This window comes from Peribacillus sp. YIM B13472, from assembly GCF_042788005.1.
GTDB classification, from domain to species: Bacteria; Bacillota; Bacilli; order Bacillales; family DSM-1321; genus Peribacillus; species Peribacillus simplex_E.
In genome coordinates this window covers 1-12,764 of the sequence record NZ_JBHZPG010000035.1, presented here as the reverse complement: position 1 = coordinate 12,764, position 12,764 = coordinate 1, and the positions used below count along the sequence as shown (strand labels likewise).

15 protein-coding genes and 1 pseudogene are annotated in these 12,764 nt (G+C 37.5%); 2 read left to right on the top strand and 14 right to left on the bottom strand.

What is annotated here, in order from left to right; genetic code table 11:
* Nucleotides 1–7 precede the first annotated feature (7 nt).
* Together msrB and msrA are read right to left on the bottom strand one after the other, a co-directional pair.
* Nucleotides 8–436: a peptide-methionine (R)-S-oxide reductase MsrB gene (gene msrB / locus ACFX4I_RS21250; RefSeq protein WP_230303904.1), complete on the bottom strand. Its 429-nt coding sequence runs from the start codon at nucleotides 434–436 to the stop codon at nucleotides 8–10.
* Nucleotides 426–917 carry a peptide-methionine (S)-S-oxide reductase MsrA gene (gene msrA, locus ACFX4I_RS21245; RefSeq protein ID WP_377422906.1) on the bottom strand — a complete coding sequence of 164 codons (492 nt, stop codon included), beginning with the start codon at nucleotides 915–917 and terminating at the stop codon, nucleotides 426–428. Before msrA ends, msrB begins: the two co-directional genes overlap by 11 nt.
* Before the next feature lie 238 nt (nucleotides 918–1,155).
* Here msrA and ACFX4I_RS21240 point away from each other — a divergent pair, with 238 nt between their 5' ends.
* Nucleotides 1,156–1,905, top strand: a complete 750-nt coding sequence (locus tag ACFX4I_RS21240; protein WP_377422843.1) for a DUF4397 domain-containing protein — start codon at nucleotides 1,156–1,158, stop codon at nucleotides 1,903–1,905.
* A 300-nt stretch (nucleotides 1,906–2,205) separates the two neighbouring features.
* On the opposite strand, the pseudogene ACFX4I_RS21235 reads toward ACFX4I_RS21240, so the two are convergent.
* The 12 genes and pseudogenes from ACFX4I_RS21235 to ACFX4I_RS21180 form a co-directional block, all read right to left on the bottom strand.
* Nucleotides 2,206–3,134, bottom strand: a pseudogene (locus ACFX4I_RS21235) (helix-turn-helix domain-containing protein).
* Nucleotides 3,135–3,484: 350 nt separating this feature from the next.
* Nucleotides 3,485–4,069, bottom strand: coding sequence for a YpmS family protein (locus tag ACFX4I_RS21230; protein ID WP_098369327.1), 585 nt, complete (start codon nucleotides 4,067–4,069; stop codon nucleotides 3,485–3,487).
* The gene (locus ACFX4I_RS21225; RefSeq protein WP_377422841.1) at nucleotides 4,066–4,908 is read right to left on the bottom strand and encodes an SGNH/GDSL hydrolase family protein; all 843 of its coding nucleotides are present in this window, start codon (nucleotides 4,906–4,908) and stop codon (nucleotides 4,066–4,068) included. The genes ACFX4I_RS21230 and ACFX4I_RS21225 overlap by 4 nt, the downstream gene beginning before the upstream one ends.
* Before the next feature lie 290 nt (nucleotides 4,909–5,198).
* On the bottom strand, nucleotides 5,199–5,789 hold the full coding sequence (locus tag ACFX4I_RS21220) for an SCO family protein (RefSeq protein ID WP_377422838.1): 591 nt from the start codon (nucleotides 5,787–5,789) through the stop codon (nucleotides 5,199–5,201).
* 147 nt (nucleotides 5,790–5,936) lie between these two features.
* A complete protein-coding gene (locus ACFX4I_RS21215) occupies nucleotides 5,937–6,779 on the bottom strand; it encodes a DegV family protein (RefSeq protein WP_230303913.1) in 843 nt (280 codons plus the stop codon).
* Between the two features lie 225 nt (nucleotides 6,780–7,004).
* On the bottom strand, nucleotides 7,005–7,250 hold the full coding sequence (locus tag ACFX4I_RS21210) for a DUF2535 family protein (RefSeq protein WP_309518832.1): 246 nt from the start codon (nucleotides 7,248–7,250) through the stop codon (nucleotides 7,005–7,007).
* 153 nt (nucleotides 7,251–7,403) lie between these two features.
* Nucleotides 7,404–8,150 (bottom strand): twin-arginine translocase subunit TatC, encoded by a 747-nt coding sequence (tatC, locus tag ACFX4I_RS21205; protein WP_230303910.1) that lies wholly within the window; start codon nucleotides 8,148–8,150, stop codon nucleotides 7,404–7,406.
* An 84-nt stretch (nucleotides 8,151–8,234) separates the two neighbouring features.
* A complete protein-coding gene (gene tatA, locus ACFX4I_RS21200; protein ID WP_034307557.1) occupies nucleotides 8,235–8,426 on the bottom strand; it encodes a twin-arginine translocase TatA/TatE family subunit in 192 nt (63 codons plus the stop codon).
* 194 nt (nucleotides 8,427–8,620) lie between these two features.
* A complete protein-coding gene (gene ilvA / locus ACFX4I_RS21195; protein WP_230303911.1) occupies nucleotides 8,621–9,889 on the bottom strand; it encodes a threonine ammonia-lyase IlvA in 1,269 nt (422 codons plus the stop codon).
* Between the two features lie 151 nt (nucleotides 9,890–10,040).
* The gene (locus ACFX4I_RS21190; RefSeq protein WP_283931816.1) at nucleotides 10,041–10,526 is read right to left on the bottom strand and encodes a dihydrofolate reductase; all 486 of its coding nucleotides are present in this window, start codon (nucleotides 10,524–10,526) and stop codon (nucleotides 10,041–10,043) included.
* Nucleotides 10,523–11,317 (bottom strand): thymidylate synthase, encoded by a 795-nt coding sequence (locus tag ACFX4I_RS21185; protein WP_230304306.1) that lies wholly within the window; start codon nucleotides 11,315–11,317, stop codon nucleotides 10,523–10,525. The genes ACFX4I_RS21190 and ACFX4I_RS21185 overlap by 4 nt, the downstream gene beginning before the upstream one ends.
* Before the next feature lie 57 nt (nucleotides 11,318–11,374).
* Entirely contained in the window at nucleotides 11,375–12,085 is a 711-nt protein-coding gene (locus ACFX4I_RS21180; protein WP_377422834.1) for an anthrax toxin lethal factor-related metalloendopeptidase, read from the bottom strand.
* A gap of 223 nt (nucleotides 12,086–12,308) precedes the next feature.
* Between ACFX4I_RS21180 and ACFX4I_RS21175 the strand changes: the two genes are divergently transcribed.
* Nucleotides 12,309–12,551: a hypothetical protein gene (locus ACFX4I_RS21175; protein WP_377422832.1), complete on the top strand. Its 243-nt coding sequence runs from the start codon at nucleotides 12,309–12,311 to the stop codon at nucleotides 12,549–12,551.
* Nucleotides 12,552–12,764 lie beyond the last annotated feature (213 nt).

The window sequence follows — 12,764 nt, the reverse complement described above, 5'->3', positions numbered from 1 at the left end:
ATTCCAATCAATCAAAAAGCTTTTTGTATTCTCCGTATCCTTCTTTTTCAAGATCTTGGAGCGGGATGAACCTTAATGATGCAGAATTGATGCAATAGCGTAATCCCGACGGTCCCGGCCCATCATTGAAAACATGACCGAGATGGGAATCGGCCGTTTTTGAGCGAACTTCGATCCTTCTCATACCATAACTCGTATCGAGGTTTTCCACCACTTCCTCTTCTTTAAGCGGTTTAGTGAAGCTTGGCCAACCGCAGCCTGAATCAAACTTTTCCTTTGAAGTGAAAAGAGGATTACCTGAAACGATATCCACATATAATCCTTCCTCCTTCATGTTCCAATATTCATTGTTAAAGGCTGGTTCCGTTCCATTATTTTGTGTGACTTCATATTGAATCGGAGTGAGTTTCTTTTTTAATTCTTCTTTACTTTTCATTTTTTTCCCCCCAGTGATGTTGTATGAATGTTTTGCGTCCTGAGCCGATCGAATATCTTTCATAATGCTCAGGTTGCTTTCTATAATAATGCTGGTGGTATGTCTCAGCTGGATAAAACGTTTTGGCTGGTATTATCGGAGTTACGATCGGTCCAGAAAATTTCGCGCTCGCCTGCAGCTTGGCTTTGGATGCTTCTGCAATTTCACGTTGGTTTTCGTCATGATAAAAAATAGCCGTTTGATAAGAACTTCCCCGGTCATAAAATTGCCCGCCAGCATCTGTCGGGTCAATTTGCTGCCAAAATAACTCGATTATCTTCTCATATGGATATACGTTTGGATCAAAGGTGATCTGAACAGCTTCATAATGTCCCGTGGTTTCAGAACAAACCTCTTTGTATGTGGGATTTTCCGTAGTCCCGCCTGTATAGCCAGAGATAACGGATTCGATGCCTGGCTGTTCATCGAACGGTTTCACCATGCACCAGAAACATCCACCTGCGAATGTTGCTTTCTCTAATTCCTTTGTCAAATGAAAATCCTCCTTTTTTGCAAACAATCCATTGAATGCATTTTAACGCTTTTATTTTACCCTGTAAAATAATATGCCGATCGAACCTATTTACGAAAATGGTCCATTCCCTTTTTAAAAAGGAGACACATGCCCAAGCATAATTACATATGTTAAAAACATAATGGAAAAATGAGAGGTGTTGGAAATGAGCGATAAACAATCATATTCACAAAAATCGGTAACATATGATTTACTATCGTCTTATAATAAAAACAACGATCCGCAATTGCATGATTATTATTACCATAAGCATCTGAAAAGTCTCGAAAAAGCAACACAACAATTGGGATATGAACAAATGAATGTCATACTGCCTGCACAAGTTCGCTTTTTACATGCTGCCCCGACAGCACCCTCATTTGATGTTTATGTAAATGAAATCGGTATTCTCAAAAGTTTCTCATATAAAGAGAACAATGGTTATTTACCACTGCCTCCTGGCAAGTGCCAATTGGATATTTACTGCAGCGGGCAAAGCACCTTACCTCTTTTAAGCCGTAAATTGGCCCTCGAAAGCGGGAGTTCCTATACCATTGCTCTTGCACCTACCCTGGCTAATGAATCGTTGAAAATGTTACCTTTCGAGGATAATCCATTTGTTCCTCCAAATGAAGCAAAGATCCGATTCATCCAGCTTTCATATGATTTACTCTCAGTGGATATTGCCGTCAAAGATGGAGATGTCGTATTTGATCAACTCCATTTCAGGAAAGCAAGCGAATATCTTAATATTCATCCAATGATAGTAGACTTCGAAGTGAGGATAGCGGGAACAAAAGAAATCGCACTCCCTTTGCCAAACAAGGCTTTCCAAGATAATACTCCCTCAACCATTTATATAATCGGATCGAATCGGGAATCATCCTCACTAGAATCCCTAACGCTCTCTCCATAAATGGATAAAAAACCAGGATACATCGATATATTTAGATAACAAAACATAGGATAGTTAGTCTATAATGGGGCTAATCATCCTTTTTTCATAATTCACCAAATGAATAACGTTAAAAAATATGTATAAAAAGCATTAATATGGAAATAGTAAGTTAACTCACCATTTATTCTCATCCAACTTTTGGCATTGCAATCTATTTTCGAATAAAGGTTGTATAGATTGAATCTCCAAGTCCCCTATATTTAATGGACTTGATGATTCATAAGAATAGATGCTTGTTCATTCTAGGAGAGAGGGCTGTTATTTAATTTTATTAATAAGTTTTTTATACTGTAAATCACCATATCCTATTGTTGGGAAGTGGATAAATAACCTGTTAATCAATTGTGATTCAGGCAGGCTTTTATTTTTAGAAATATAATTTGTTACTGGATTATCTTCTTTTAACATTTCTAAATATATGTCTATTGCTGATACATTACTGGCAATACTTCAATTGATGTTTTTTTATGATTTAATAATACTTCTTCATATACAGTTAAATAATTGCCTAGTCTTTAGTTCCATTTGCCTTACTTTAAATTCATCCTCACTAAAACTGTTCAAGAACACTCTACCGCTATAATCGGCCTGTTCAAGGTAAGCAAGGATTGTAAGAAGGTTCATTTGGCAAAACATATCTTCACCAAACCACAAAACGATGCATTCATAATCTTTGTTAAATAGATTCTTTAATGGATTAATTACCTTGTCGATATAATTTTCAACTAATTCATGGTGTCCTATTGCTCTTGTTTTTATGAATTCCTCATTAAAAATATTCTTAGTAGTTGTATTTACACACATAGCTTCGTTATATGGAGCATAGTCTGTATTTCTCATTAGTTTTTTATCTTTAAACTCCTCATACATAGCTTAGCCATTCAATATATTGAGTACATATTCGTCAAACAACTCTCCGTATTGGTTATGTATCTGATCAACCTCGAATTTTCTCGAAAAATCCATTCTGCACCACCCTTTATTTTTATGAATAGTGAGCTTATTGAATGATTGAACCGGCATCCTGTTAAGTTGAAATTCTCTAGGACTAATGTCAAAAACAGTTTTAAACGCCCTACTATATGCTTCTTGCGAAGAATTCAATTATTCTCTTACGACTTCCTATCATTTGTAGATAAGTAAAGCCTTCTTAGAAGCATATAGCGCCTAATACTTATACCTTTCATTTGGTGGAATTTAAACGAACATTAATAAGGCGCTTAAATGGTTTTCAATCCATTCAATCATAATTTATTTATTCATATAATTCACCTCTAATGGAAATTATAAGTGGGGTCCATTTCATTTATTTGATATTTCTTGTGATTTAAATAAATTATAAAAGGCTGTTCTTATCTCTTACTTTATCTCAGAAATTGAAAAGTAATCTATATAATAATCAAGGTTTTAGGTTTTTATCAACCAAAGGGGCCGTAAAAAAAAAAACCACGCATTTTAGACATATCTAAAATGCGTGGTCCTTTTATCATCAAATATTTAACACATCTAGCCTGGTCTTTTATCCATTTATTCGCTATCACTGTAAAGATGATGGAATGGTCAATAAAAATGAAATGTCATCATTTTCAAGGTCAAATTCTTTCGCCTTCACCCTAATATCACTTTTCAGTTCCATATCCTGTAAAGACACATAAATACTTTCGTCATTGGGACTGATGCTAACCCAATCCGGCATGTTATAACGCTCATTTATTAAATTCATTACATATGAAACAGGAAGGTTCATTTTTCCGACTGCAATTGATTTTTGCTTCAAGATCAAATCCCCATTTTTTTGGGCAATTGGTTCAAAAGTCAATTTCATTTCCACTTCACGGTTAAAAAATGGCATCGTTCCATATAACTCGACTTCATCCGTCAAATACACTTCGTAGTGAATGGATCCCGTCAATCCCTCTTTATCCAGATACTGGTTGATTAATCTTGTCAAATCTTCCCGATTCGTGTGAACTTGAAATTGGATATCTTCTTCATGGCTTACTTTGGGTATCAGCTCTTTATCTTTAGTCGGCAGATTAACTAAAATCGTTACAAACAGGATGACCAGGATGTTTAGGGCTAATAGGGAAATAAACAAAGTCTTCCATTTGACATTTGTCATTCTTGGTCATCATCTCCTTTGGCACTCGCTTCCAATGTGTCCTTTCCGATAGTGGTAATATCCATATCATTATAGATCCTTGTCGCGATTAATTCATATCCGCGGTCATTTGGGTGAAAATAATCCTCGGCATACAGCAAATCTTCTTCGGAATTCTCGAAAATGTCTGCTATATCAATAAAATAGGCTGAATCATATTCTTCGATAATCTCTTTCCCGCTTTCATTCCATTCATTCATGATCATATCAAGTTCATAAAAATCTGCAAACCATTTGGAAAATGGATTATAGACGCCCACAAGATAAATTTGCGCATGATCATTTTCGGAACGAACCTTATCAAGTATCTGCCTTAATCTTTTTTCATACCCTATTTTTGCCGAATCAAACTGATTCAGTTCCAAGTCCGAGAAATTCTGCTTAAAGACCTTCATGATATCATTTCCACCGATTGTGACGACAATCGAATCAGCTTGCTTTATGTCTTCTTTAATCCTAGCTTTATCCAGTCTTTTCAATAGTTGGTCGGTCCTATTTCCACGTATGCCATGATTAATCATCTCAACGGACGTAATCGATGGTTCTTTTTCCAGCTTATTTTGTAAATAAGGCAGATACCCGCCATTATCTTTACTATCACCGACACCTTGAGTCAAGGAATCGCCAATCGATACGATTTTCACAGGGTCCGGAAAAAAGCTGGCAGGAATGGTTTCCTTTTTACTCAGCTCAACTATGCTTTTCTGCTGAACAGATGGCTGATTTGAGGCTGGTTCACTTTGGCCGCAGCCTGAGATCCAAACTAGGCATATGAAAAGACAGGTGATTCTGTACCTCATGACCCTCACCTTCCTACCCATATATTATATCATGCAGAAAACGAATGATTGCAAACAATATACCTTCATTGTACTTCCAGAATTGAGCATTCCTTACTATACAATATGAAAAATGCAGAAAATTAAAGCTAGTCCTATAAAAATTAGCATGTACTGAGCATGCAAAATCATTCTTCACTTCCGCTGTTTCTTCAAAAAACAAATCACCTTATTTTCACCATCGCTAAAGCTCTAATGAAATCATTATAAAATGATGGATGAAAACAGAAAGAACAGGTCATTTAACCTGTTCAATAATTCTGTAAAATTTTAATATGCTTAATGATTTCATCAAGGGGAATATCTTGCAGACCTGTATAATCCATGATGATCTTTCCTTCTTGATCAATTAGAAAAAAGCTGGTCCCATGAATCACCTGATCTTCTGCTTCAGGCTTTTTGACGATCGTTTTAAAGTTATCCAATGCAAACTGCTCGATTTCTTCCTGACCATAACCGGTCAGGAAGTGCCAATTGCCGTAATCCACATTAAATTGGTCGCCAAACCTTTTTAAAACTTCAGGTTTGTCAATTTCCGGGTCCACGGAAAATGAAACGAACTCAACATCCGTAATACCTTCATCCTTCAATTGCTGCTGCAGCTTCGTCATATTCGAAGTCATGGGGAGACAGACAGTCTCGCAGCTTGTGAATATAAAATCCGCTACCCAAACCTTTCCTTTAAGATCGCTTTTTGAGAAAGGTTTACCCTCCTGATCAATGTAACTGAAATCTTCAAGGTCCCAATTTTTAGCATCAGGTACACCATTGGAACCGCATGCTGTCAACAGCAAAAAAATTGATGCTCCCATAGCTGCCATAAGCAAATGCAGCTTTCTCATCCCTACCCCGTCCTTTATGTATAAAATATTCTGTTACTTCATTTATTCTAACAGACCAATCGTAATGGGAACAGCAACTATTTCTACGAACTAAAGACAATTGTATAAGTGACAAAACCCCCTCCCAGTTTCAATGGTTCATCCATATCAGTCCCAATAATACATGATTGCCATGGCGCCTTCACCTGTATGGGTACTGACAACTGCCGTTGTTGCTTCTATCTTTATGTCTTGATATCCTGTTAAGTCTGCAATGGCCTGGCGGACCTTATCCGCTATTTCAAGACCATTCGCATGTACAAAACCAATGCCTCTAATTTTTTTTCCTTGTGTATCTTCTTTGAATTTCTTGATGATGAACTTCACGACCTGTGACTGGCTCCTGGCTTTGGATACAGGATTCAGTACACCATCATCCAGAAGTGCAATCGGCTTTATGTGCAGCAATGAACCGATAAAAGCAGAAACCTTGCCAATCCTTCCACCCTTAACGAGGTTATCAAGTGTTTCTATGACAATGATTAAACTTGACTGCTTTTTAATATGTTCCAATCGTTCAATTATCTCCGCTACGGATTTCCCTTCCTTCGCCATCTTCGCTGCCTCGACCACCTGAAATGACATCGCTTTAGAAATGAATTTCGAGTCAAGAACGGTAACCTTCGCTTCAGACATGCTAGCTGCGCTTTCCGCTGAGCGAACTGTGCCGCTCATGCCACCTGTCATATGTATGGAAATAATCTCGCTGCCGTCTTTTCCGAGCTCATCATATACCTCCACAAAGGTACCTACGGCTGGTTGTGAGCTTTTTGGCAGTTCTTTTGACTGGTTCATCCTTTTCAGGAATTCTTCTTGTTCGATTTCAACCTTATCCAAAAAAGTCTCCCCATCTATAAAGATTGATAAAGGGACCATTGTTATATCATAAAATTTCAGTTCCTCTGGTGTCATATCTACTGTCGAGTCTGTTACTATCTTTACTTTATTCATCATTACACATCCCTAAATTAACATATCTATTGTATTATACCTATTTAAGGTATGCATTCAAACCAAAGGTCTTCTTTTTCAAGTGAAGTGATACTTTTCTATTGAAATGATTACACAAAAAAAGACCGTTCCATGAGCTAACCTGAACACATGCCGATTTATTCAATATTGCATGGCATTGTGTCATCTCTTTTAACGGAGAAGTTAGCTATGGAATAGTCCGCATTAAGCATTATTGAGTAAACTTCCAAAAAAAAGCTTGTTATAGACGGGCCATTTGAGTACGGATGCTAAATAATGCTTAAATGAGTAATTTTCTTTATGATCTTTATTGGCAAAAACCTTCTTAACAAACACTTCCAAACGCAAGGTCAACATAAAAAAATTCGGATCACTAGGCAGTAAGACAGGTATTTCTGAAATTGTGACCTTATGTCCAAAACAATCTTTGAATTCCAAGCATTTGAACATCAAAATATCAATCCTCATTTTTAACCGATTGCTTATATTATACACAATAAATCCAAAAGTATAAATATTCAAATGTGTAAAAAAACAGATAAATCAGATTGTCTTTCATAAAAAAAAGACCCATAAGGGCAAAATGCCATTATGGGCTTCTTCTTATAAACCTTCCTCGTAGGTGTCTTCCCGCAAGCTTTCACGTTTCACCCTTCGTTTATAGACGACTTTTGATAACGAAATACTGATTTCGTATAATAACAGCAATGGAACCATCACCATAAAGTCTGACATAAAGTCAGGCGGCGTAATTGATATCGCTATGACGACCAGTACAAAGTATGCATACTTCCTTAACTTTTGAAGCACATAAGGATTTATAATGCCAAGGGAAGTCAAAAACATGGTAACGACAGGAAGCTCGAATAAAACAGCAAAAGGTATCGTCATATTAAATACGAATGAAAAGTACTTATCCGCTGTAAAACTGGTTATGAACATCCCATCGCCCAGTTCAATCAAAAATTGAAGAATGGTGGGGAAGATGACAAAATAACCGAAAGCAAGCCCTCCGATAAAAAGCAGGAAAAGTGCTGGAATATAGGAAAGGGTCGCCCTTACTTCATTTGGCATCAACGCGGGTTTGACGAATAACCAGATTTGCAGAGCAATTACCGGTATGGTTGCCGCAATGGCTACGACACCTGAAAGCATAAAGTAAATCCAGATAATATCACTCGGTCCCAATACCATCAGGTCAAAATCGAGATCTTTCACGAACCAATTATAAATCTCCTCAACATAAATAAAACTGGCGATAAAAAAGATCAAAAAAGCAACAGCAGTAATGATGAGCCGTTTTCTCAATTCATCGAGATGATCGATGATATTTAATTCTTTATCTTCCAAAGTTGATCACGCCTTCATCTGAAAATCCGTATCTTTGTTCCAGCATAAAGGCGCAAGACGATTGCATCTTACGCCCACATTCAATCATTCATGATTTTTTTGTTGTAGCTTCTTATCTTCTTCATAATCACCTTTTGTTAAATCACTCGTGGACTTTTTAAACTCACGAAGTGTTTGCCCAAAAGCACGTCCAATTTCCGGAAGTTTTTTCGGACCAAAAATAATTAAAGCCAATATTAAGATGAGAATTAGACCAGGTACTCCAATGTTCGACATGGATACATCCCCTTTGGTGTTGTAATTAGACCTATTCCGATTATAATACCATTTCCAACCAAATGAAAGGGAACTGGCAATTCGTCATAGAATGGTAACAATTATCGACAGTATGCCCATATACGACTGGGCCGGCAGAATAAAATGTAAAAACATAGGTATTATTCTATCCTAATTTAACATTTAATCCATGATTAAATCAATAAGTGGAATAAATTACTGTCTTTATTGACCTCTACGAAAGAGAATCCTTTCTTGTTCATCCTCTGAATGAGCCCTTCATAATCATTTTTATCTTTTAGTTCTACACCAACCAGGGCCGGCCCGCTTTCTTTATTATTTTTCTTCGTATATTCAAAACGGCTTATATCGTCATTCGGTCCTAACACCTCATCAAGGAATTCCCTTAAAGCTCCAGCACGTTGTGGAAAATTCACGATAAAATAATAAAGCAGCCCTTCATATAATAAGGATTTCTCCTTAATTTCCTGCATACGCCCAATGTCGTTATTCCCTCCGCTGACCATGCATACAACCGTTTTGCCTTTGATTTGTTCTTTGTATAAATCCAATGCGGCTACAGATATAGCCCCTGCCGGTTCAGCGACAATCGCATGCTGATTATATAAATCGAGAATCGTCGTACAGATTTGGCCCGAAGGTACGACAACGATATCTTCCAGGTTTTCCTTACAAAGCTGATATGTCAACTGTCCCACACACTTGACAGCTGCACCGTCAACGAATGTATCTATGTTTTCAAGTTCAGAAACTTTTCCTTCCTTGAAGGAGTATTCCATCGAAGCAGCACCTTGCGGCTCAACTCCAATGCATTTCGTTTTTGGGGAAACCGATTTGAAATAACTCGATACTCCGGCCATTAAACCGCCACCGCCCATAGCGGCAAATACATAGTCGATTCCATCTTCACAATCATTCAGGATTTCTACAGCCGTCGTACCCTGCCCGGCGATTACCTTTTCATCGTCAAATGGATGGATAAAGGAACGCTCTTCTTTTTCACAGCATTCCATCGCCATGGCAAATGCATCATCGAAAGTATCCCCGACCAGAATGATTTCCACATTATCCCTTCCGAATAACTGCACTTGATCGACTTTTTGCCTTGGAGTTGTAGCAGGCATATAAATTTTCCCATGGATACCTAATTGGCTGCAGGAAAAAGCTACTCCTTGTGCATGGTTTCCTGCACTGGCACAAACGACTCCATTCTTCGTCTCTTCCTGGGTCAGGCTTTTCATTTTATAGTAAGCCCCTCTTAATTTAAAGGAACGTACGTGTTGTAGGTCCTCGCGTTTTAAATAAACATTACAATCATATTTTTCAGAGAGCCTCTGATTTTTTTGTAAAGGAGTATGCAAAACGATTTCTTTCAGTTCTCTATAGGCAATTAGAATATCTTCCAATTGAATCCCCCTATTCTTAGATGCAGTCTGATTCATAACAATCCCTCATTTCCTTCCTTAATGAATTCAATCATTATAGCACTTTACTGTTATTAATGTAATTGATTTTTCTAAAAATTCTCGCTTTTGTTCGTTCCATACCCAAAAAATCCGATTATGGTCATTTCCCCATAATCGGATTAGCACTTTATTTTTTTTGTAGAATAATAAAATCATGTGAATATCGATTTTTTTCATCGATGCTGCCTGGGTTTGAGGAGATTTTATCCCAATGATTTTCATCAATCACGGGAAAGAAAGTATCACCTTCAAAAGTTTCATGAATTTCCGTTATATACAGGCGATCGGTAACAGGAAGGATTTCCTTGAAGATTTCAGCTCCGCCAATCACGAAAACTTCCTCATCACGGTTATCTGCAAACGTTTTGATTTGTGCAATATCATGTAAAACTACGCAGCCTTCCGCTTTAAAATCCTGATTGCGGGTAACGATGACATTTTCCCGGCCAGGCAGGACCCTGCCGATCGATTCAAATGTTTTTCGGCCCATGACGATCGGATGGCCCATCGTCACTTTTTTAAAATACTGCAAATCTGCCGGTAAATGCCATGGCAGTTCATTATTTTTACCTATCACACGATTTTGATCCATAGCAACTATCAACGATATCATATGCTAACCTCACCTTTTATATGGGGATGGGCTTCGTAATTTTCCAAAACGAAGTCCTCGAAGCTAAAATCAAAGATATTTTTCACATCTGGATTGATTTTCATGATTGGCAATGGTTTGGGATCACGGGTCAACTGCAATTCCACTTGTTCAAGGTGGTTAGAGTAGATGTGGACATCCCCGAAAGTATGTACAAATTCGCCAACTTCCAAATCACACACCTGGGCGATCATCATCGTTAAGAGCGCATACGAAGCTATATTAAAAGGCACACCTAAAAAGACGTCCGCTGAACGTTGGTATAGCTGGCATGAAAGCTTTCCATCAGCGACATAGAATTGAAAGAAAGCATGGCAAGGCGGCAAGGCCATTTCATCCAGTTCCCCAACATTCCAAGCACTGACGATCAATCTTCTTGAATTTGGATTCGTTTTTATTTGTTCGATCAATTCACTGATTTGGTCGATTTGCCTCCCATCGGCCGTTCCCCAAGAACGCCATTGATGACCATAAATCGGACCTAATTCTCCATTTTCATCAGCCCATTCATTCCAAATCCGCACGCTATTTTCCTGAAGGTAGCCAACGTTTGTATCACCCTTCAAAAACCATAATAACTCATGGATAATCGCTTTTAAACTAACTTTTTTCGTTGTAAGTACAGGGAATCCATCATTTAAATTGAATCTCATTTGATATCCAAAGGTGCTGATCGTTCCTGTTCCCGTACGATCACCTTTTTGCGTTCCATTTTCGAGTACATGCTTACATAAATCTAAATATTGCTTCATGATAAACCACCTTTTCTACTTTCATTCTCCTTATTTTAACGTATTATTGCCCAATGTTTAATCTAATTGTTTAATAAAATTATAAGTCTCGGGCGCTTTTTGTCTAAGCAATTGATTTTGTTCATTGTTCACATAAAACATGGCAAACGTTTCTGCAAAGTATTCCTCAGGGTAATTGGAAAAATACGTCTGTCCAGGAAACAGGCCATCCACTTCCTTACCCCAAATCTTCAAATAATCCATGTCTTCACGGATTCCATCAAACACTATATTATCAATTGAATGCCCCAGCTCATGCAGTTCCAAATTAACGGAGCCATGCCCGTTGCCCTTGTCACTTGCTCCGATTTTAACCAATACCGTATGTGATCCGCCCATCCCAGGCACATCATCCCAAGTTGTTTCTTTATTCAAATAACCACGCGGAGTTTTCCCCTTTAATTTGGCCGCGGATTGATTTTCTGTTATTTCACCATTAAATAGTTTGATCCTCACACCACTTTCAGCAGTTTTTACCAAAAGGGAATGAGGCAGTTTATTTATGGTTCCAGCAATTTTGAGTGCTTCCCTTTCATCGTACTCCTCTTCCGGAAATAAAAATATCCTTTGCAATTCTTTATTCCCCTTAAAAAGGTCAGCCTGTCTTAAAAGATTATCTTTGTTTAAATTGCGCCATTTTACCCCTTCATCCTTCGCTAACGTATAGGAGAGCATGGAGAGTAAAAAGACAAATAATGCAAGTATGGATAACCATTTCTTCCTTTTCACACTCTTCTCCCCTTTCTTCATTTCTCATTATCGCTAAGAAAATATAAGTCATTTAAAATCTCTAAACCTTACATACTATTATATTAGTATAACATATTGACCTAGTGTAAAAAATCTATGTTTTTTTGGTATTTTCGGTTGCACATTCATTCGGAGAAGAACAATTGATCCAGTCTTTTCATATATCAACAATATATAATCGTAAAAGGTTTAAGGTGATCGCATGGAAACCAACAATAAAAAAGCCATCTTGGATGAGCATCTTGAACTTGCTGAAGAAGTCCTTAATATCTACAGTTTAAAAGTGTTCATCATTCTCGACCTTTTTCTGTTCTCCATTTTCTTTGGCATTCTGCTGCATCCGCTAATGTCTTCTCTTTGGCTTAACTTTATACTGCCTTTGCTTTTCTTCACTACATTTACCGGCCTTCTTCAATTACTTGATATTTTCCTGAAAAAAAGCTGACATCATTTTTGATGTCAGCTCAGACTGTAGACAAACTCGATGAAAATCGAGTTTGTCTATTTTTATGGCTTGTACAATTTGGACGTTGATTTCCAATCCAGGCACTCGCTCCAATCAACTTTGTCTTACCTTTTAAATAGAACACTTTTGCCTGGAGTCATTTTTGTTTTAAAATAGAAGTATTAAAACTTGAGGTGATGAGGATGCTTTCTA